22 protein-coding genes are annotated in these 18,560 nt (G+C 67.4%); all 22 read left to right on the top strand.

The annotated features are described in order from the left end of the window. Positions 1–44 precede the first annotated feature (44 nt). The 22 genes from ACZ6TD_RS09785 to ACZ6TD_RS09680 all read left to right on the top strand — a co-directional run bounded on the left by ACZ6TD_RS09785 (position 45) and on the right by ACZ6TD_RS09680 (position 18,518). Complete coding sequence (locus ACZ6TD_RS09785) at positions 45–686, top strand: hypothetical protein (RefSeq protein ID WP_471352624.1); 642 nt, start codon at positions 45–47, stop codon at positions 684–686. Between the two features lie 21 nt (positions 687–707). Further along, positions 708–1,664 carry a phage major capsid protein gene (locus tag ACZ6TD_RS09780; protein ID WP_471352622.1) on the top strand — a complete coding sequence of 319 codons (957 nt, stop codon included), beginning with the start codon at positions 708–710 and terminating at the stop codon, positions 1,662–1,664. A 62-nt stretch (positions 1,665–1,726) separates the two neighbouring features. After that, positions 1,727–2,695: a glycosyltransferase family 4 protein gene (locus ACZ6TD_RS09775; RefSeq protein ID WP_471352620.1), complete on the top strand. Its 969-nt coding sequence runs from the start codon at positions 1,727–1,729 to the stop codon at positions 2,693–2,695. A gap of 13 nt (positions 2,696–2,708) precedes the next feature. Continuing rightward, the gene (locus tag ACZ6TD_RS09770; protein ID WP_471352618.1) at positions 2,709–3,140 is read left to right on the top strand and encodes a hypothetical protein; all 432 of its coding nucleotides are present in this window, start codon (positions 2,709–2,711) and stop codon (positions 3,138–3,140) included. Next, complete coding sequence (locus tag ACZ6TD_RS09765; RefSeq protein ID WP_471352616.1) at positions 3,125–3,523, top strand: hypothetical protein; 399 nt, start codon at positions 3,125–3,127, stop codon at positions 3,521–3,523. Before ACZ6TD_RS09770 ends, ACZ6TD_RS09765 begins: the two co-directional genes overlap by 16 nt. 9 nt (positions 3,524–3,532) lie before the next feature. Further along, positions 3,533–3,871, top strand: coding sequence for an HK97-gp10 family putative phage morphogenesis protein (locus tag ACZ6TD_RS09760; protein WP_471352614.1), 339 nt, complete (start codon positions 3,533–3,535; stop codon positions 3,869–3,871). Further along, positions 3,871–4,272, top strand: coding sequence for a phage tail termination protein (locus tag ACZ6TD_RS09755; RefSeq protein WP_449353670.1), 402 nt, complete (start codon positions 3,871–3,873; stop codon positions 4,270–4,272). Before ACZ6TD_RS09760 ends, ACZ6TD_RS09755 begins: the two co-directional genes overlap by 1 nt. A 76-nt stretch (positions 4,273–4,348) precedes the next feature. After that, positions 4,349–4,933, top strand: coding sequence for a phage tail tube protein (locus ACZ6TD_RS09750; protein ID WP_471352612.1), 585 nt, complete (start codon positions 4,349–4,351; stop codon positions 4,931–4,933). 92 nt (positions 4,934–5,025) lie between these two features. Then, a complete protein-coding gene (locus ACZ6TD_RS09745) occupies positions 5,026–5,442 on the top strand; it encodes a hypothetical protein (protein ID WP_471352610.1) in 417 nt (138 codons plus the stop codon). Positions 5,443–5,495: 53 nt separating this feature from the next. Beyond that, positions 5,496–5,846 (top strand): hypothetical protein, encoded by a 351-nt coding sequence (locus ACZ6TD_RS09740; protein ID WP_471352608.1) that lies wholly within the window; start codon positions 5,496–5,498, stop codon positions 5,844–5,846. A gap of 19 nt (positions 5,847–5,865) precedes the next feature. Continuing rightward, complete coding sequence (locus ACZ6TD_RS09735) at positions 5,866–10,602, top strand: hypothetical protein (RefSeq protein WP_471352606.1); 4,737 nt, start codon at positions 5,866–5,868, stop codon at positions 10,600–10,602. Between the two features lie 3 nt (positions 10,603–10,605). Continuing rightward, positions 10,606–12,843: a hypothetical protein gene (locus ACZ6TD_RS09730; RefSeq protein WP_471352604.1), complete on the top strand. Its 2,238-nt coding sequence runs from the start codon at positions 10,606–10,608 to the stop codon at positions 12,841–12,843. Between the two features lie 127 nt (positions 12,844–12,970). Further along, positions 12,971–13,933 (top strand): DUF5047 domain-containing protein, encoded by a 963-nt coding sequence (locus tag ACZ6TD_RS09725; RefSeq protein WP_471352602.1) that lies wholly within the window; start codon positions 12,971–12,973, stop codon positions 13,931–13,933. Beyond that, positions 13,930–14,625: a hypothetical protein gene (locus ACZ6TD_RS09720; protein ID WP_471352600.1), complete on the top strand. Its 696-nt coding sequence runs from the start codon at positions 13,930–13,932 to the stop codon at positions 14,623–14,625. Before ACZ6TD_RS09725 ends, ACZ6TD_RS09720 begins: the two co-directional genes overlap by 4 nt. An 8-nt stretch (positions 14,626–14,633) precedes the next feature. Continuing rightward, on the top strand, positions 14,634–14,834 hold the full coding sequence (locus tag ACZ6TD_RS09715) for a hypothetical protein (protein WP_471352598.1): 201 nt from the start codon (positions 14,634–14,636) through the stop codon (positions 14,832–14,834). A gap of 9 nt (positions 14,835–14,843) precedes the next feature. Continuing rightward, positions 14,844–15,503, top strand: a complete 660-nt coding sequence (locus ACZ6TD_RS09710) for a hypothetical protein (RefSeq protein ID WP_471352596.1) — start codon at positions 14,844–14,846, stop codon at positions 15,501–15,503. 67 nt (positions 15,504–15,570) lie between these two features. Next, entirely contained in the window at positions 15,571–16,491 is a 921-nt protein-coding gene (locus ACZ6TD_RS09705; protein ID WP_471352594.1) for an N-acetylmuramoyl-L-alanine amidase, read from the top strand. 83 nt (positions 16,492–16,574) lie between these two features. Then, positions 16,575–16,946, top strand: coding sequence for a hypothetical protein (locus tag ACZ6TD_RS09700; protein ID WP_471352592.1), 372 nt, complete (start codon positions 16,575–16,577; stop codon positions 16,944–16,946). A 16-nt stretch (positions 16,947–16,962) separates the two neighbouring features. Beyond that, complete coding sequence (locus ACZ6TD_RS09695; RefSeq protein ID WP_471352590.1) at positions 16,963–17,259, top strand: hypothetical protein; 297 nt, start codon at positions 16,963–16,965, stop codon at positions 17,257–17,259. Beyond that, a complete protein-coding gene (locus tag ACZ6TD_RS09690) occupies positions 17,256–17,942 on the top strand; it encodes a collagen-like protein (RefSeq protein WP_471352588.1) in 687 nt (228 codons plus the stop codon). The genes ACZ6TD_RS09695 and ACZ6TD_RS09690 overlap by 4 nt, the downstream gene beginning before the upstream one ends. Positions 17,943–17,950: 8 nt before the next feature. Continuing rightward, positions 17,951–18,124: a hypothetical protein gene (locus ACZ6TD_RS09685; RefSeq protein WP_471352586.1), complete on the top strand. Its 174-nt coding sequence runs from the start codon at positions 17,951–17,953 to the stop codon at positions 18,122–18,124. An 85-nt stretch (positions 18,125–18,209) separates the two neighbouring features. Continuing rightward, positions 18,210–18,518: a hypothetical protein gene (locus ACZ6TD_RS09680; protein ID WP_471352584.1), complete on the top strand. Its 309-nt coding sequence runs from the start codon at positions 18,210–18,212 to the stop codon at positions 18,516–18,518. The last annotated feature ends 42 nt before the right edge of the window (positions 18,519–18,560 follow it).

The following is an 18,560-nucleotide window of genomic DNA, read 5'->3' as shown; positions in this document are numbered from 1 at the left end:
GGCGGCCTTTCTCATTTCCACAGCCCCTGGAGGGCCGTTTCGTCATGTCCGATGAGACCAAGCAGAGCACCGAGCAGCAGGCCGAGACCGGCACCGAGGAGACCGTCGAGGAGACGGCGACCGAGGACGGCGGTGGCACCGACACTACGGATGACGCCCAGGAGGCGGAGACCGAGGTCGAGGAGAAGCCGTTCGACCGGAAGAAGTTCGAGGCCGAGCTACGCAAGAAGAACAACGAGGCCGCGAACCTCCGCAAGCGACTCAAGGAGCAGGAGCCCCTACTCGCAGAGTTGCAGCAGCGTAAGGACGCGGAGAAGTCCGACACGGACCGCCTCAACGACCAGCTTGCCCGCGCGAACGAGCAGATCACCAAGACGCGACAGCGGCTGGTGAAGACGCAGGTTCACGCGCTGGCAATGCCGTCGTTCGCGGACCCCGAGGACGCCGTTGGCGCCCTGGACCTTGACTCGTACATCGACTCTGACGGGGACATCGACGAGGCGGCCATTAAGGCGGACCTCGACGCGCTCTTGGAGCGCAAGCCGCACTGGGCGAAGAGCCTGCCCCAGGAGGGCCCGCGGCGTCCCGCACCGGATCGCACTCAGGCATCCGGCGCCAATCGACCCAGGCCCACTGATCCGGCGGATGTGTTTGCCGGGTGGCTTAAGCCGCAGCTCAAGCAGTAGCTGCGGGGAAGGTAGGACCCCATGGTGGCTACGGCCCCCCTGAAGTTGAGCGACGTCAATGCGTCGCTGCTGCCCCGTGAGATCACGGGGCCGATCTTCGAAAAGTCGGTCGAGCAGTCGGCGGTGATGGCGCTGGCACGCCGTGCGCCGCTGAGCATCGACGCGACCACGAGCATCCCGATCCCGATGGACGTGCCGACCGCGGACTGGGTCGGGCAGGCGGCGAAGAAGCCCCTGTCCACCGGCGGCGTGGACGTCAAGCAGATGACGGCGAAGAAGCTGGCCGTGCTGATCCCGGTCGCCGAAGAGGTCGTCATGACCAACGCCGGCGGCCTGTGGACCCAGCTCCAGACGGACCTGCCGACCGCATTCGCGCGGGCTTTCGACCACGCGGCGATCCACGGAAAGACCATGAAGGGTGCCACGGGCCCGTTCACCGACTACCTGGCGATGACCACCAACTCGGTGGCGCTCGGTACCGCGTCGCAGGCTACGGGTGGCATCTGGGCCGACCTGGTGACCGGCATGGAGGAGGTCATCGACGGCGACTGGGACTACACCGGCACCATCGCGGACCACCGGCTGAAGCCGAAGCTGCTGCTCGCCACCGACACCACGGGCCGGCCGATCCTGGTGGACACGCAGACCCCGGGCACGGACGCGGCCTCGGCGGGCACGTTGATCGGTGAGCCGCTGGCGTACTCGCGGTCCGTCTCCGGCAAGCAGCGCCGCCAGTCGGCCAGCACCGACACGGGCCTGCGGGCGATCGGCGGAGACTTCTCACAGGCGGCTTATGGAGTGGGCATGGATATCACCGTGCGCATCTCCAAGGAAGCGACCTACGTCGACGAGGACGGCGGTGTGCACTCGGCATTCCAGGAGAACCTGGTGCTGCTGCTCGCGGAGGCGTTCTACGGCTACGTGCAGGGCGACGCCGAGGCGTTCGTGAAGTTCACCGGCACCCCTTCGGGGTCCTGATGGTGGCCGTCCCGGCTTCCGCGCCGGGCGGGACGGCCAAGCCGCTCCGCATCGTGGCCAGGGTGCATGCAGCGCCGCCAGAGCACAATGCCGGGGCGGAGCACATGCTCATCAGCATGCTGCGTCCTCTGGCGGAGCGTGGGCACGATGTGTCTGTGTGGCTGTCCCGGTACGGCAAGGCTCACCAGGAGTACGAGTACCGGGGCATCCGTATCGTGCCGCTGGAGGCGGGGCTCGACTTCCCAACGGCTGTGCGTCGGGCCGATGTGCTGCTGGCGCATCTGGAGACCGTTCCGTCGACGGCGTCACTGGCCCGCGGCTACGGCAAGCCGCTCGTGGTGATCTGCCACAACACCCATCGGCCCACGTTTCGGGATGCGGCGGCGGGCGGCACGTCGCTGGCGGTGTACAACAGCCAGTGGATGGAGCGGGAGGCAGAGCTCTTCTTTGCCGAGTACCCGAAGGCCATCCGGCCCGCGAGCAGCCTCATTGTGCGGCCTCCGGTGTTCGCCGCCGAGTACGCCACGAAGAAGCGGGGCGACCGGGTCACGCTGATCAACTGCAACCTGGAGAAGGGCGGCAGGGTTCTGGCCGCTCTTGCCGAGAGGATGCCCGACACCAAGTTCCTGGCCGTCACGGGCGCTTATGGGCAGCAGATCCTCCCGGACCTGCCGAACGTCGAGGTACTCGAGCATGTGGATGGCCTGGGCATGCGGGAGCAGGTCTATGCCCGCACCCGTGTGCTGCTGATGCCGTCCTCCTACGAGTCGTGGGGTCGGGTCGGGGCCGAGGCGCTCGCCAGTGGCATTCCGGTCGTAGCGCACCCCACGCCGGGGCTGTGCGAGTCTCTGGGCGAGGCCGGGATCTTCGTGGACCGGGCGGACATCGGCGGCTACGAGGCGGTGCTGCGGAAGCTGAAGGCGGCGGCCGAGTACCGGCTGGCGTCGAAGCGGGCGCGGGCGCGGTCTGCCGAACTGGATCCGTCCGCCGAACTGGCCGAGTGGTGCAGCGCTGTGGAAGCCCTGGCCTGACGGGAGGCGCGACGTGTCATTCACGACTCCGACAGCCGAAGATCTCGCCCTCTACCTGGGGCTCGACGAGATCAACGGCGCCCGCGCGGATCTGCTGATCCAGCAGGCCATCAACCTGTGCCAGTCGATCGTCACGCCGTTGCCGGACGGGGCGAGCGCCGTGGTGCTGTCCGCTGCGGGCCGGGCTTACGTCAATCCGCAGCAGGTGTCTTACGAGACGATCGGCCCCATGTCGGTGCAACGGCCATCCGGCTCAGGCGGCCTGTACTTGACGAAGGCGGACAAGGCCGCGCTCAAGAGCATGGCTGGCCGGGGCGGGGCGTTCACAGTAGACCCCACGCCCGCAGAGGCCACCCCGTGGCCATCGTGGCCACTGGACGTGGACGACGACGGCGGTCCGTTCGGTCCTGGTACGGAGTATGAGCCTGGTTGGGGCTGGGTCTGATGCCCGCGCCGTATCCCTATGGGGAGACGGTGCGGATCCTACGCACCGGACCGCCGCCGACTGGCCCGGATGGCAAGGTGCTGCGGGATGACCGCGGCCATCCGGAATCGGGGCCGGATGAGTCGTTCGATCTGCATGGCTGCGTGGTCACGCCTCGGCAGGAGTCGCCGCAGGTGGGTGGTGAGTTCCAGCAGGGCCGGGACACGGTCATCGTCGGGTACACCGTCTATGCCCCGCCGGGGTCTGATGTGCGGACGACGGATGAGGTGCTGGTTCGTGGCCACCGCTGCGGCATCACGGGCCAGCCGGGCAACTGGGGCCGCTCCCCGTTCACCGGAACCGCCGGTCCCGTGCAGTTCGCTGCTGATCTGGTCACTGGTTGAGGAGGCGCGATGGCTGAGGCGCGGTTCAAGATGAAGAGTCGCGGTGTGAACGAGCTGCTGCATTCGCCGATGATTCAGTCCGAGATTCTGAGGCGAGCCGAAGTCATCAAGAGCGTGGCCATTTCAATCTCCCCGGTTGGGACAGCGGCATGGGATCCGCATCCCGGTTTGTATAAGGAGTCGTGGCACGCCGAGATCAGGCAGAAGCCTGTCGGTCGTTCACAGAAACGGCGTCCGGTGGCGGTGGTGTGGAACTCGGCCCCGTATGCCCGCTGGGTGGAGTACGGAACAGAGCGGGTTCCCGCTCACCATGTGCTGCTGCGAGCCGCGCAGGCGGGTGGCCGCTGATGGCCGCCCCTGTAGGCAGCGTGGACGCCGAGGAGCTGCTGATCGGCTGGCTCGCCGCGCGCTTCCCCGACGCCGTGGTGCGCGACGAGACCGACAACAACCTGCTCAACGAGCTACCCACGATCCAGGTGGAGCAGCTCCCGGGCGGTAACGATGACGGTTTCCGCCTCACGCGCGCTCTGGTGGACGTGAACGTGTACGCCGCGACTCGAAGCGAGGCTGTGGCGATCGCTCAGGAGGTCCGCGGCCGGTTGGCCACTGACCTGGCTGGTTCCACGACTGGCACGGCAGTAGTCGGCCGCGTGGCGGTGGAGAGCCTGCCCGCAAAGCGGCCCTACGAGAACACGGGTCTGCGTCGGGTGGGCGCGACCTATTCGATCTATCTACACCCGGTCTCCTGACCGGTTCAGGCCCGCGCCGGTCCTGTATCCCGACCCCGTCCGTTGTTGGCGGGGTCTTCGCATGTCTGGAGACCCAATGGTCAACATCACGAGGGCCGCGGACCTCACCATCATCGGGAGCAACGGAGGGGGCTGGGTGTCAGACGTCGGCACGACGGCTCCGTCGTCGCCGCTGGTGCAGCCTGTGAGCCCGTGGGAGCCGCTGGGCGCCGTCTCGGACGACGGGCTCGTGTTCGGCTTCGACGAGGACTCCCAGGAGTTCACACCCTGGGGCCTGACGTCGCCGCTGCGCACGACGATCACCAAGTCGATCCGCACGTTCAAGGTCACGTTGTGGGAGACCGCGCGGGTGGCGGTCCAGTCGGTGATGTTCCGCATCCCGGCCGCCGACCTCACCCCGTCGTCCGGCCTGACGTCGTTCGCCGAGACCGCGGCGCCGTCGGTGGACCGCCGCGCCTGGTGGTTCGCCGTGTTCGACGGCGACAGCGCCCGGGGCTTCTACGTCCCGGCTGGCGAGATCAGCGACCGCTCCGACGTCACCTTCAAGCAGGACGAAATGAGCGGCTACGAGATCACGATCACCGCCTACCCGGATGCGGCCGGAAACACGGTGTACCACACCGATTCGGTCCCGGCGACGCCTGCGTACACGGGCTCCTGAGGCCCAATGACTGGTGGGTGGGTCGCCCTGGCGCGGGCCCGGCCCACCCACCACCTCCCCTTGCCCGCGCCAGATGAAGGAGGCCCGCGCCCATGACCAGCACACCGCGAAACGCCCGCCCGCGTCCCACACCGAGGGACCTCGCCCCCAGCGAGACAGCGGAGCCGGAGCAGGACGACTACTACGACGACGAGCCCGTGACTGCAGCGGAGGCCCAGGAGATCGAGGCGAATGGCCGCTACGTGGAGGCCAAGCTCGCTGGGGAGCCGATCCGCGTGATCCCGCCCGGCGCCTGGCGCCAGTCCTGGCAGATGGGCCTCGCTCAGGGGCAGTTCAATGCCTTCGCCGAGAAGGTCGTTCACCCCGATGACCTGGACCTGTACTTCGATATCGATCCGACGAACGACGAGTTCGAGCAGTTCGTGTCCGACGCAGCGAACCTCTCGGGTGAGAGCCTGGGGAAATCGCGTGGACCCAATCGGTCTACGAGGCGCATGCGGAGGCGGTAGAGGCTGACCTCCTCGACCGGCAGATCGATATTCATGATCTGCACACCGGACGCATGACCTGGCGCCGCCTGCGGGTGATCATTCAGCATCTGCCGCCTGAGTCACACACTATGACCGCACTCCGCAACGCCATGTCCGACGAGGAACTGGCGGAGCAGGCAGACAAGGGCGGGTCGGAGCAGGCCCGCTGGTCGCAGGCCGAGCAGCTACTGGCCCTGATCGCCGACCGTCTGGCGCGCTTGGAGTACGTGACGGTCCTCGCCAACTCTGACGGCAAGGGTCGGAAACCGACCCCGCCGGAGCCCATTGCCCGGCCGGGTGCGAAGCCCCGCAAGCCGAAGCCGAAGCTGTCGGAGAACAGCGCGAGCATCCTCTTCGATCTGATCAATGGGGGCGCGGCCTGACGCGCGGGAGGAGGCTCCCGTGGCGATCAGCGTCGGTTCGGTCGAGGTCGATGTCATCCCCAACACTCAGGGGATATATCAGCGCCTACGTGCGGGGCTGGTGCCCGCAGCGACGCGGGCTGGCGAGGATGCCGGTTCGGCTGCGGGTCGTGCGTTTGGCCCGGCTATGCAGCGGCAGGTCGGCGACATTGGCCTGCGGATTGGCGAGCAGATCGGGCAGCAGATCGCGAACCGGATCACTGCGGCGCTGCGGGATGCGGTTCGGGATGGTGTGACCCGGGGTGGGCAGGCTGCTCGCCCGGCTGCGGCTCGGCAGGGCGAGGAGACGGGTGGCGCGTTCGCCCGGTCGATGAAGGCCCGCCTGGAGGCGGCTTTCAAGTCGCTCCCGAAGGCCAACGTCTCCTTGGACGAGACGGGTGTGGATGCGGATCTGGCTCGCCTGCGGGCCCGCATGGAGACCCTGTCGGGCAAGCGCATCGGCATCGATGTCGATGTGGCCGCCGCCCAGGCGGAAATCACAGACATTGAGGAGCGGCTGCTGCGCCTGGGTGCCGCCCACCCGAACGTGTCGGTGCGCGCGGACACGGCGGCGGCGCGGGCACAGCTTGCGGCAATGCGGGAGGAAATAGCGCGGCTTACCGCTGACCCGCACCGGATCCGCCTGGAGACGGACGGATCGTTCGGGACCCGGCTGCGGGCAGCGGTGCAGGCGGCCGAGGCGTCCTTGCAGAACATCAACATCGGTGTGGACACATCTGCGGCCGATGCGGAGATTGCCTCGCTGCGGGCACAGCTGACCGCGCTGCGGGATCAGCGGATCGGCATCGACATTGATGCCGCCACCGCCACCGCGAAGATCGCCGACATCCAGGCCCGGCTGGAGCGCCTGTCAGCATCCGACGCTGACGTCAACGTGCGCGTCGACTCCGCTGCCGCTGCCGCCCAGTTGGCGCAGGTGCAGGCCATGGTGTCGGCGCTGGATGGCCGGACGGCCCGGATCGATATCGACACGATGTCGGCGTCTGCGGCGATGCTGCGTTTGGCGATCGCGGTCGGCAGCGTGGGGGCTCTCCCGACGCTTTCGGTGCTGGCTGCGGGGCTGGGCGCGGTTGCTTCGGCTGGTATCGCGGCTGCTGCCGGTGTGGGCGCTATCGCGGCTGTAGCCGTCCCGGCGTTCACCGGCATTGCGGGCGCGCTGCTGGCCCAGAAACAAGCCCAGGACGCGGCTACGAACGCCTCGCTTCGAGGCGGGCAGGCCGCTTCCCAGGCGGCGTCTCGTGCATTGCAGATGGCGGGTGCCCAGCAGGCTTTGGCTACGGCGCACCGGAATGCGGCCCGGCAGATTGCTCAGGCTGAGCAGGGTGTGCAGGACGCGGTGCGCTCTGCCGCCGAGGCGAACCGGAATGCGGCCCAGCAGGTGAAGACGGCCCGGCAGGGGCTGGCGGACGCCTACCAGCAGGCCGCGGACCGGATGCGCTCGGCGAACGAGCAGGTACAGCAGGCCGAACGGTCGCTGGCGGATGCGCAGGACGCGGCCCGGCAGGCGCAGCAGGATCTGACCCAGGCGCGGCGCGACGCCGCGATGCAACTAGAAGACCTGTCGAACCGGCTCGCGGACGCCCAGTTGTCCGAGCGGGACGCGGCTCTCTCTGTGGAGGAGGCGGAGGTTCGGCTGCGGGCGACGCAGGCGGCCGGCTCGAAGGCCACCGCGTTGGAGCGTCAGCGGGCCCAGCTTGCGTATGACCAGGCGGTTCAGCGGCTCGAGGAACAGCGCATCGAGACGGCCAGGACTGCCGCGGAGAAGAAGAAGGCCGACAAGGCAGGTGTCGAGGGATCTGACACGGTTCGCTCGGCGCAGGAGCGGCTGGCGGCTGCCCAGCAGGCTGTGAAGGACCAGCAGGCCGCGCTGGCGAAAGCCCAGCAGGCCGCTGCCCGCCAGCAGATCCAGAACACCAAGGACATCGCCTCCGCCCAGGAGAAGCTGTCCGAGGCGCAGCGGAATGTGACGCGCGTCCAAGAGGACGGTGCCCGGTCGGTTGCGCGTGCGCAGGAGCAGTTGGTCGCGACGCAGCAGTCGGCGGCGGACAGTATCGCGAGTGCCCAGCGGCAGATCGAGTCGGCGAGCCTGACGGCCGCCGGGGGTGTGGACCAGGCTGCCATCGCCCAGGCGAAATACCAGGAGAAGCTGGCGAAGCTCACCCCGGCGGCGAGGGACACGTTCGACGCATTCGTGGATCTGCGAGGCGCGTTCTCGAAGTGGTCTCGGGCGCTTCAGCCTGCGGTGATGCCCATCTTCACCCGAGCCTTGAAGGGCTTGAAGAACAGCCTGCCGGGTCTGACGCCGATCGTGAAGGGTGCTGCGGACGGCATCAAGAAACTTCAGGACCGTGCCTCAGCCGGGTTCAAGAAGCCGTGGTGGAAGGACTTCAAGAAAGACCTGGCGAAGAACGTCGGGCCCGCGATCGAGGGGCTTGGCATCACCTTCGGCAACATCTTCAAGGGCATGATCGGGATTGTTGACGCCTTCCTGCTGCACACGGACGGCATCAACGACCGCATGGAGTCGATCACCGGCCGGTTCGCGGACTGGGGCACCAACCTCAAGGGATCACCCACGTTTGAGCGGTTCCTGGACAACGTGTCGGAGAAGGGCCCGCAGCTCGCCGAGGCTCTCGGGAAGATCGCTGCCGCTTTCCTGGCTATCAGCACGGCGCTGGGTCCGCTGACGGGCCCAATCCTCGAGGTGATCGGGACGGTCGCCGACGGGATTGTCTACATCGCGGACACGATGCCGTGGCTGATCCAGGGCCTGTATGGGGCGTACCTCGCGTGGCTGGCGCTGAACATCGTGATGGGCATCTCGCCCATCCAATGGATCATCCTGGGCCTCATCGCACTGGTCGTGGCGATCAAGTACGCGTGGGATCACTTCGAGTGGTTCCGCGACATCGTCAAAGGCGTGTGGGACGGCATTTCGACTGCCATCTCGACGGCGTGGAACGTCGCCATCAAACCCACCTTCCAGGGCATTCAAGCTGGTTTGAAGTGGGTTGGCGACAAGGCCACTTGGCTGTGGCGGAACGCGATCTCTCCTGCCTTCAGGGGCATTGCGCTGGCGGCCGGGATCCTAATTACGGCGATCATGACGATCCTGATCACGCCGCTGTATCTCGCCTTCCAGGGAGCGGCGGCCGTTGGTACGTGGCTGTGGAGGAACGCCCTCGGGCCTGCATTTCGCGGCATCGGGGCGGCGGCCACCGGGCTGTGGCGGAACGCGATCGGCCCCGCGATCCACGGGATCGCGACCGTGGCCCGGTGGCTGTACAACAACGCCATCAAGCCTGTGGGCAGCCTCATCGTGGGCTCGTTCCGCACGGTGGGCGATGTCGGCAGGTGGCTGTGGCAGAAGGCCCTGGCCCCGGCATTCCGTGGCATCGCCGATGTGGCTCGGTGGCTGCACACCAAGGTCATCAAGCCGGTGTTCAGCGGCATCAGTACGGCGATCGGTATCGCGTGGCGGACCGGGATACGGCCGGTGTTCGACACAATCAAGTCGGCGATTCGCAAGGTCGCGGACGCGTTCGACTCGGCCCGGAAGGCGATCAAAACCGCCTGGGACAAGATCAAGGACGCGACGAAATCGCCCATCAACTGGGTTTTGAGGGTGGTTTGGAACAACGGCATCGTCAAAATCTGGAAGAAGATCACCGGCTGGATCCCGGGTGTACCGCAACTCGGCAAGGTCGACTATCTCGCCCAGGGCGGCAAGCTCCGCGGCCCCCAGCCAGGCATGTACAACGCCCCGACCGCGATCGTCGGCGAAGGCAACCCACGATACCCGGAGTACGTCATCCCGACGGACCCCAAGTACCGGGCCAGGGCGCTCGCCCTGCACCAGGCGGCTGGCACGCAGATGCTCGCCAAGGGCGGCGTCATCGGCTCGGCTACCGACTTCCTCGGCAACCCGATCAAGTCGTTCGGCAACATGCTCAAGCCGTTCATGGACAAGGCCAAGGGTCTTGGGAAGACCAGCTGGGGCAAGGCCGCGATCGGCCTACCCACGATGGCCATCACCGGCCTCAAGAAGCTCATCAAGGATGCCGTTGGCAGCTGGTTCACCCGCGACGCCTCGGGCGCCCTCAAGTTCATCGGCAAGGTCGGCAAAGGCGTCCAGCGGTGGACCCCGCAGGTGCTCGACGCGCTCAAGCAGCTACACCAGCCCTCGAGCTACCTGGGCATCACCCTCCGCAGGATGAACCAGGAGAGCGGCGGCAACCCGCTCGCGGTCAACAAGTGGGACTCCAACTGGAAAGCCGGACACCCGAGTGTCGGATTGCTCCAGGTCATCGGCCCGACCTTCCGCTCTTACGCGGGCAAATATCGGAAGAAGGGCCCGTTCATGTACGGGGTGAGCGTTGACCCACTCGCCAACATCTACTCCTCGATGCGGTACGCGTTGGCGGCCTACGGCAGCCTGCCGCGGGCCTACAACCGGGCGGGCGGCTACGACTCCGGCGGGTATCTCCAGCCGGGCCTCAACCTTGCCTACAACGGCACGGGCAGGCCCGAGCCCGTCTTCACCACACAGCAGGCCAACGCGCTCGTCCGTATGGGCACGGATCCGGCTGCGGGTCTCGGCGACCTGAACGTGTCGGTGTATGTGGGCGACCGGGAGATCACGGATATCACGCGGGCCGAGGTGCGCCGCTCGAACGGCGAGCTGGTGACCGCGCTGCGAGCCAACAGGACGGGGTGAGACGTGGCGATCCCCGGCAACTTCTTGTCTTCGGTGACGGAGACGATCGACCCGAACACTTCGGGCTGGAAGGTCAAGCTCAATGCCACGATTGGCCTCGGCAGCGGCGGGCGATCTGGCGACGGATGCCTCTTCGTGAAGTCCGTCGCTGCCGGGGAGATGCAGGCCATCACCGTCTCGTCGTACAGCGTGCAGCCGTGGACTGAGTACGAGGCATTCTGCGACGCGGCTGGTGTGGTGGGGGAGCGGATCGGCATCCGCTGGCTCAACAGCAGCAACGCCGAGATCAGCATCACGTGGTCGATGACCACGTCGCCCGCCTCGTCGAGCTGGCATCGGATAGCTGTGGGCGGGGTAGCCCCGGACGGCGCGGCACGGGCTCAGGTCGTACTGTCCTCCACGCCCGCTGCGAGCAACGTCAACCAGTACTACGAGAACGTCTACCTGGGATTCCCGAAGACCACGGTCGGGAACCTGTTCGCATTCAACGCCGAGTCGGGCGAGATCGACGCGAGCGGCTGGTTCGCCGAGAGCAACTGCACGATCGCACGGCAGGTCCCTCCCGTGCAGTGGGCAGTCGACAATTACCTGGCGGGCGGCCACGTCATCGCCATGACCGCGACCGCCAACGGTAACGCCTCGATGCGCAGCACCGACCGGCCCGACGCCACTGCTGGCGTGGAGTACATCGCTCACGCCTACCTCAACCCGCCCACAGCGGCGTCTACCACCTGGGTCGAGCTGCGCTTCTACAACTCTGGCGGCACCCAGATCCAAGCGACACGCAGCGTGCTCGCCGCACCAGGAACCGCCTGGTATCGGCAACGAGCATCCGCCGTCGCTCCGGCAGGCACCGCATCCTGCTCCATCGCGGCCGGGATCGACTCGGCGACCGCCGGGCAGGTGTTGAAGGTCGATTTGGTAGTCGCAGGCACCGCACCGGTGCTGTACGCCGGGTCGATCGTGCCCTACGCCGACGCCAGCTTCGAACAGGGCGCGGCCGGATGGACTGTCGCATCTGGTGCGGCAACGATCGCCCGAACGAGCCCGTGGGGCACCTACGGATTCGACGGGTCTTACTCGCTCGCCGTCTCCTCGGCAACCGCCACCACCAGCGTCATTCGGTCCGCACGCTTCCCGCTCCCGGCCGGGGCTACGGCGGGCCAAAACCTGCGGACGAAGGTCGTAGCTCAGGTGGCGGCTGGCGGGTGGACTGTGATTCGCGGAGTCCGCTGGTACGACGCATCCAATGTGGACCTCGGCGCGTCGACGAGTACCTCTGGTGCTGCTCCGTCACCGGGCTGGTGGAACCTCCAGAACGATTTCACCATCCCGGCGAATGCCACGCAGGTGGCGATCGAGTACACGCTCACCGCAACCAGCACCAGCAGCACATGGATCATCGACATGGTGGGCGCGTGGCTTGCCCTGCCCGCCAACAGCGTTGAGGCCCACGACGACACCGCGAGCATCACGCTGACATTGCGGGAGCTCACCCTCGGGCAGCTCCTCACCATCTACCGGGTGCTCCCGGACGGATCCCGAACCCTGGTGCGTGGACCGTCGGGCCTGTATCTCCAGGTGCCGATCACGGCCGGCGAGGTCATCGTCGAGGACTACGAGGCGCCGCTGGGAGTGTCGGTCAGCTACTACGTGGAGACGTTGCCGCCCGGTACGCAGACGCCCGGCTTCCAGGGCACAGGCACCGTGATTCTGGAGGCTGGCGACCGCAATGAAGCCTGGTTGAAAGACCCGGGCGAGCCCCAGCGGAACATGCGGGTGCTGGTGGCGAAAGCGCCGGACTGGCAGCGTTCGATCGAGCAGGCGGAGATGCGGGTGCGTGGCCGACGCAATAGCGTGATCCTCAGCGATGTGCGCGGGGGCCTCGAAGGCGATCTGACCATCTGGACCCGCAGCGACGACGAGCGGGATGCCCTGCACTGGATACTCGATTCCGGCAACGTCATCCTGTGGCAGTCCGTGCCCGGCATGGGCGTCGCCGACATGTACGTGTCGGTTGGCCAGATCACCGAGGCCCGTGTCACCGGGTATGCGCCGGAGCCGTGGCGGGCCTGGACGCTGCCGCTGAAGGCCGTGGATATGCCCACCACGACGGGTACTGCGGGCTCGGCTGGCCGGACCTGGCAGGACATTCTCACCGAAAACGGTACGTGGCAAGACCTGCTGAGCAAGTACGCCACGTGGGAGGACGTGCTATTCGACCGCAGGATCGGTGAGTGAGGTGTACGCCGTATCCGATCGCTTCCTGACCGCCCTCGCCGAGTCCCACACCCCGATCGTCAAGGTCGAACTGTTCCGCCCAGACGGACGCGTCGAAACACTGGACATCACGGGTGGCTCGGTCACGGTGGACCGCGGGCAGGCGACCCGCCGCACCTGCACCGTCACTCTCTCGGACACGGCCCTGATCCCGCTCACGGCATCCGACAAGCTCAGCATCTACGGCGCGCGCCTGCGCATCAGCCGAGGCATCCAGTTCGCGGACGGACCAGAGATGGTGCCGCTCGGAGTGTTCCGCTTGGACAGCGTGGACGGGGATGTCGATGAGGGGCCCGTGAGCCTGGCTGGGAAATCCCTGGAAGCGGTCGTGTCCGACGACAAGTTCACCTCGCCCTACAAGGCCACTGGTACGGCCGTGGGCGCGGTGACGGCGCTGATCCAGCGCAGCATCCCGGACGCGGTGGTCGTCAACCGTGCGACGGACGCGTCGATCGGCCCCCGCACCTGGGATGTCCAGGGAGACCCGTGGACCGCGGTCACCGAATGCGCGGCGGCCATAGGCGCCGAGGTCTACGCGGACCCGGACGGCGTGTTCATCATCGCCGAACTGCCCGACATCCTCTCCACTCCACCCGTGTGGACGATCGCCGCAGGGGAGGGCGGCGCCTACGTGAAGGCGACACGAGGCATGTCCGCAGACGGGGTGAAGAACGGTTGGCTGGTGTCCGGGGAGAACACGGAGACCGACGTTCCCCCGGTCAGTGCACTGGTCGTCGATAACGACCCAACCAGCCCGACCTACTGGGGCGGGCCCTTCGGACACAGGCCGGATTTCTACTCCAGCCCCACCATCACAAGTGGGGCGGCAGCAACCGCAGCAGGCAATCTGAAGCTTCGCGCATCCGTCTCCCCGAACGCCTCGGCCGACCTCAACAGTCTGCCGAACCCGGCACTCGAACCGGGCGATGTCCTGCGTGTCGCCTATCCGGACGGGAAGCGGGAGCTGCACCAGGTGCAGTCCTTCACCGTGCCCCTGGATGTGGGCGGTGATTTCACCATCGCCACCATCTCCGCGAAGGAGGACGCATGATCTCCTCCTCGGCCTCCCCGGCAGACCTAGCGGACGCCATCCGACAGCAAGCCGTCCAAGCCAGCGTCTCGACTCCGTCGGTGCGTGGCGCCGACTGGCGGCAGGCCACCGTCCAAACCGTCAACACCGACGGTACCGTGCTCACGACGGACGGCATCACCGCCCGCCGACTGGAGACCTACCAGAACGCGGCGGTCGGCGACCGCATCATCGTCACCATTTCCGGGTCCGGGCAGTGGCTCGCCGTCGGGCGCACAGCTGCGGCGACCGAGCAAGCATTCACGGCATATACGCCGACGTGGACCTCAACAGGAACCAACCCTTCCATCGGCAACGGTACTTTGTCTGGCCGCTACTGGCGCTACGGCAGCATGGTGCAGGGCTCCATCAACATGACCATCGGGTCGGCCAGCACACTCGGCTCCGCCAACTACTTCTGGCAATTGCCGACTGGTGTGGGCGGCCTGATCACCGTTTGCTCGGCGCAGATCCTCACCGCAGGATCCCCCTCGCACCGCTGGCTGGGGCAGGGCGTCATCTCGTCCACCGACACCAATCGCATCGGCATCTATATGCCCACAGCGGCAGCAAACGGCGAACTCGTGCGGTGCTCGGCGACGGCCGCCAGCCCGTCCGGGGCATTCGCTTCAGGCGACCAGTTGCGCGTCACCTTCCAATACGAATCTGCCTAGGAGGCTCAGTGGACTACCCCTACGTCGCCGTCGGCTGCCGCACCAGTGACGGCGAGAGCTCGGCGGCCATCTCACTTCAGATCACCCCGAATGGCGTGGACGTCGACGAAGGCGAGCTCGTTGCCCTGATCCGCACATATCTGGAGGGCCTACCTGGCGTGGTGACGAGCGGGGCGACCAGGTACAGCATCGCCCAGGAAGCACTGTAGGAGGCGCGGATGCCGACGACCGACTCCTACGGGCAGGGCGTCAGTATCGCGGCGCTCACCGATGCCCCGAACGCGTCCACTCTCGCATTCAACATTGCGGACGCGATCGCGCAGCGTTCGGTGATGCGCTTCACCTCGGCGACCGCCCGGAACGCCACCTTGACGTCCCCGGTCGCCGGCATGACCGCCTACCTGTCCACCGAGAAGACCTACACGGTGTATGACGGCACTCAGTGGGTTGCGCTGGTCACCGTGCCGGGGGCGTGGACCACGTTCACCCCGACGTGGACGGCCACCACGCTCAACCCGAGTGTCGGCAACGGCACCCTGATCGGCGCCTACTCTCTGTTCGGCAAGACGTGCGACGTGCACATGGACCTCACCATGGGCTCGTCCACCAATTACGGCAGCGGGAACTGGCAGTTCGCTCTGCCGTTCACGGCCGTGTCCGGGAAGGGCTCCCGAGTGGGGAACGCGCACGCTCTGGGCACCGGCAGCAATGGTCGGTATGCCGGACAGAACATCGTGTCGCCGGGGGCCACCACGACCTCGCCGTTTTTTCCCGATTCGGCAGGCGACAGCCAACTGTTCTTCGCGAAGAACGACACCCCGTTCAACTGGGCGGTCGGCTACCAGCTCCGCATCTCCTTCACCTACGAGATCGCCTAGCAGCGGTCGCGTACCACCGGCACAGCGCCCCGAGGGCGCTTTTTTCATGCCCTCAGGAGGGCACCACATGGCCACACCACTCACCGCCACCGCGATCCTCACAGTCTTCAAAGCCGAGGGCCTCACCGTTCACGAGCACTCCGGATGGAAGACTCACAACCGCGACAGCGCCACCGGCAAGGCGTTCGGCCCGGTCCACGGTGTCCTCATCCACCACACCGCTGGGCACGACGACCGCGAAATCTGCTACAAGGGCCGCTCCGACCTGCCCGGCCCGCTCTGCCACTCCTGGCTCGGCAAGACCGCCGGACTCTGGATGATCGGCCACGGGCGCGCCAACCACGCCGGCCTCGTCGACATGGACGTCATCCAGGCACTCATCGCCGAGAAGTCCCCACTCCCGCGGGACGACCAAGCCAACGCCGACGGCAACGACTGCCTGTACGGCCTCGAGATCGAAAACCTCGGCAACGGCAAGGACCCCTACCCTGCCACCCAGTACCGGCAGGCCGTCCTGTGGGCCGCAGCTCTCTGCCGTGCGCACGGCTGGTCGGAGAAGTCCGTGGCCGGGCACAAGGAAGTCCAGCCCGGGAAGATCGACCCCAGCTTCGACATGGACGTCTTTCGTGCCGACGTGAAGAAGCAGCTCGCCGCCAAGCCTGGTGGCACGCCGACTCCCAAGCCCACGCCCTCCACGCCCCGCGTCGATCTCTCGCGGCTCATCCAGGCAGCCAAGGTCGACCCGCCCGCCCGACAGGGCCATCAGACCTACATGGCGGGCGTGAACCTCGTCGAGAACGCCCTCGTCAAGGAAGGCTTGCTGGGCAAGACCTACGCCGGAGACGGCAGCTACGGCACCACAACCATCGCCGCCTACGCCGCCTGGCAGAGGAAGTGCGGCTACACCGGCAAGGCCGCCGACGGCATCCCCGGCCGCTCCAGCCTGGAGCGCCTCGGCAAGCGGCACGGCTTCAACGTCGTCGCCTGACCCATCTTCTCGGCGCCACGAAGACGCCTCGACCTGCACATTTCTCGGCGCCAGGAAGTGGTGCCACAACGAACGGAACCCTCATGAAGATCCTCGGCCGTGAGCCCGCCACGTGGGCCGCACTCGCCTCCATCCTGCTCCAGGTCATCGGTGCGTTCGTCGCCGACTTCGACGCCGATACCCAGGCGTGGGTCAACGCCGTCGTGGTCGCCGCGCTCGGCCTGGTGGTGGCCGTCATGGTCGGTGACGGCGTGATAGCCGCCATCGCCGGTTTCGCGCAGGCCACCATCACGCTGGCGGTCGGCCTCGGCCTCGACTGGTCCGCCGAACGGCAGGCAGCCGTCCTCATCTTCGTCACAGCCGCAGCCCAGTTCGCCGTCCGGCAGACCGTCACTGCACCGGTCCCGCCACTCCCGGCCCCGGCAGCCCGCCGCACCGGGCCGACGAGCGTGTGACCTGACCGGAGCCTTCATGTCCGACGAGCCGACCCTCGGTGAGGTCGTCAGGCGGTTTGAGGACCGGTTCATGGACGTCCGCGACGACATCAAACAGCTCGGCGACCGCATCGATACCAAGGTCTCCCAAGAGGTGTACGACCTGCGGCACGAGGCCCTGGCGTCACGGGTCACCACACTGGAGACCCTGCGCGAAAAGGACGCCGAACGCATCGTCGCCACCCGACGCTGGCTGATCGGCGCGGTGGTGGTCCCCCTCATCGGCGTGCTGCTGCCCATCGTCATCATGCTGACGCAGGGAGCCGGGTCATGACGCGCTCGAAGCTTCGGGCAGAAGAGCGGCGGTGGCGCCGCGGGGACGCCCTCGCGGTGGCCGGAGCCCTGCTGTTGGGTGTGGTGTTGGCATGGATCGTGCTCACGGTGCAGCAACTCAATTCGGAACTGCACACGGCCAACGCCGCCCGCGACGCCCTCGCACGCCAGATAGAGCAGCTCGGAGAAAAGCCCGTCGCAGGCCCGCCCGGATCCCGTGGCGAGCCGGGCCGGTCCGTCGTCGGCCCCCGCGGACCCAAAGGAGAACAGGGCGAGCCGGGCTCGCCAGGGCCTACCGGACCTCCGGGCAGCGACGGCAAGAACGGAGCCAACGCCACCGGCAAACCCGGGCCCGCCGGCCCCTCCGGCGCTCCCGGCGTCGCTGGCAGCGAAGGCCAGCCCGGGGCAGCGGGACCACAGGGCGAACCCGGGCCGGCTGGACCGCAAGGCCCTCAGGGCGAGAAGGGGACACCGGGCGACACCGGTCCCCGTGGCGAGCAGGGCCCGCCACCGTCCGGCTGGACGTTCACCGATTCGCAGGGCGTCACCCACGAATGCACCCCGGACGGTGACGGCTCAACCCACTACACGTGCCGCCCGGACCAACCGGCACCCGAGCCATCCGATCCGTCCTCCGGCCCACTGAACCTGGGCCTCGACCCACAACGCCGCCAATACCCGTAGGAGCAACGATGCCGACACCGGACGAGCAGCCCGCACCGCAGCCGGCCGTTCCGATCCCGGACACAACCGCCGCGGACATGGGCACACTGGTGGGCATGGGCGTGGTGGACCCGCAGCCGACACCAAGCCCGGAGCCGCCACCGCCACCCAACTACGACAGCATGGCCGCCGAGACGCCGTGAGAACGCCCCGCTCTCCTCTGGGAGGGCGGGGCGCTTCGTTGCGCGGAGTGTCAGACTGGAGTTATTCCAGGCGAGAGGGCACAGCATGACCAAGACGAGTTCCGGCACTGTGCGCGCACCGGTCGTGCTGCGCTGCTGTGTCACGCTCCGGGAGCGTGAGATCGCAGCGGTCCAAGAGGTGCCGCGCATCGGTTGGGATGAAGCCGACGAGCTCGTGCGGTCGCACCTCATGAACCTTGCACGGTCCGGCTTGAAGAAGGCCGTCATGCGGGAGACGGGTGGTGCTCCTGACCCTGTCGCGATCGCCGAAGCGCCGGTCACGGTCCACCTCCCCAGCGAGCAGGAGGACGAGATGCACCGGGCGGCGCTGGCCTCTTTGGGAGAGGACGAGTAGGTCTCGCTCCGCAGCGCCCCGCCCTCCGAAAAGGGCGGGGCG

The sequence above is a fragment of the Streptomyces yongxingensis genome (assembly GCF_055597465.1).
Note: the sequence above shows the minus strand (reverse complement) of the source record. Positions and strands in the feature narration are given on the sequence as shown.

What these genes read in the sequence shown, in the direction of transcription:
- ACZ6TD_RS09785 (WP_471352624.1), top strand. Translation starts at nt 45, where the DNA reads ATGTCCGATGAGACCAAGCAGAGCACCGAGCAGCAGGCCGAGACCGGC.
- ACZ6TD_RS09780 (WP_471352622.1), top strand. Translation starts at nt 708, where the DNA reads ATGGTGGCTACGGCCCCCCTGAAGTTGAGCGACGTCAATGCGTCGCTG.
- ACZ6TD_RS09760 (WP_471352614.1), top strand. Translation starts at nt 3,533, where the DNA reads ATGGCTGAGGCGCGGTTCAAGATGAAGAGTCGCGGTGTGAACGAGCTG.
- ACZ6TD_RS09755 (WP_449353670.1), top strand. Translation starts at nt 3,871, where the DNA reads ATGGCCGCCCCTGTAGGCAGCGTGGACGCCGAGGAGCTGCTGATCGGC.
- ACZ6TD_RS09750 (WP_471352612.1), top strand. Translation starts at nt 4,349, where the DNA reads ATGGTCAACATCACGAGGGCCGCGGACCTCACCATCATCGGGAGCAAC.
- ACZ6TD_RS09745 (WP_471352610.1), top strand. Translation starts at nt 5,026, where the DNA reads ATGACCAGCACACCGCGAAACGCCCGCCCGCGTCCCACACCGAGGGAC.
- ACZ6TD_RS09740 (WP_471352608.1), top strand. Translation starts at nt 5,496, where the DNA reads ATGACCTGGCGCCGCCTGCGGGTGATCATTCAGCATCTGCCGCCTGAG.
- ACZ6TD_RS09720 (WP_471352600.1), top strand. Translation starts at nt 13,930, where the DNA reads ATGATCTCCTCCTCGGCCTCCCCGGCAGACCTAGCGGACGCCATCCGA.
- ACZ6TD_RS09710 (WP_471352596.1), top strand. Translation starts at nt 14,844, where the DNA reads ATGCCGACGACCGACTCCTACGGGCAGGGCGTCAGTATCGCGGCGCTC.
- ACZ6TD_RS09705 (WP_471352594.1), top strand. Translation starts at nt 15,571, where the DNA reads ATGGCCACACCACTCACCGCCACCGCGATCCTCACAGTCTTCAAAGCC.
- ACZ6TD_RS09700 (WP_471352592.1), top strand. Translation starts at nt 16,575, where the DNA reads ATGAAGATCCTCGGCCGTGAGCCCGCCACGTGGGCCGCACTCGCCTCC.
- ACZ6TD_RS09695 (WP_471352590.1), top strand. Translation starts at nt 16,963, where the DNA reads ATGTCCGACGAGCCGACCCTCGGTGAGGTCGTCAGGCGGTTTGAGGAC.
- ACZ6TD_RS09690 (WP_471352588.1), top strand. Translation starts at nt 17,256, where the DNA reads ATGACGCGCTCGAAGCTTCGGGCAGAAGAGCGGCGGTGGCGCCGCGGG.
- ACZ6TD_RS09685 (WP_471352586.1), top strand. Translation starts at nt 17,951, where the DNA reads ATGCCGACACCGGACGAGCAGCCCGCACCGCAGCCGGCCGTTCCGATC.
- ACZ6TD_RS09680 (WP_471352584.1), top strand. Translation starts at nt 18,210, where the DNA reads ATGACCAAGACGAGTTCCGGCACTGTGCGCGCACCGGTCGTGCTGCGC.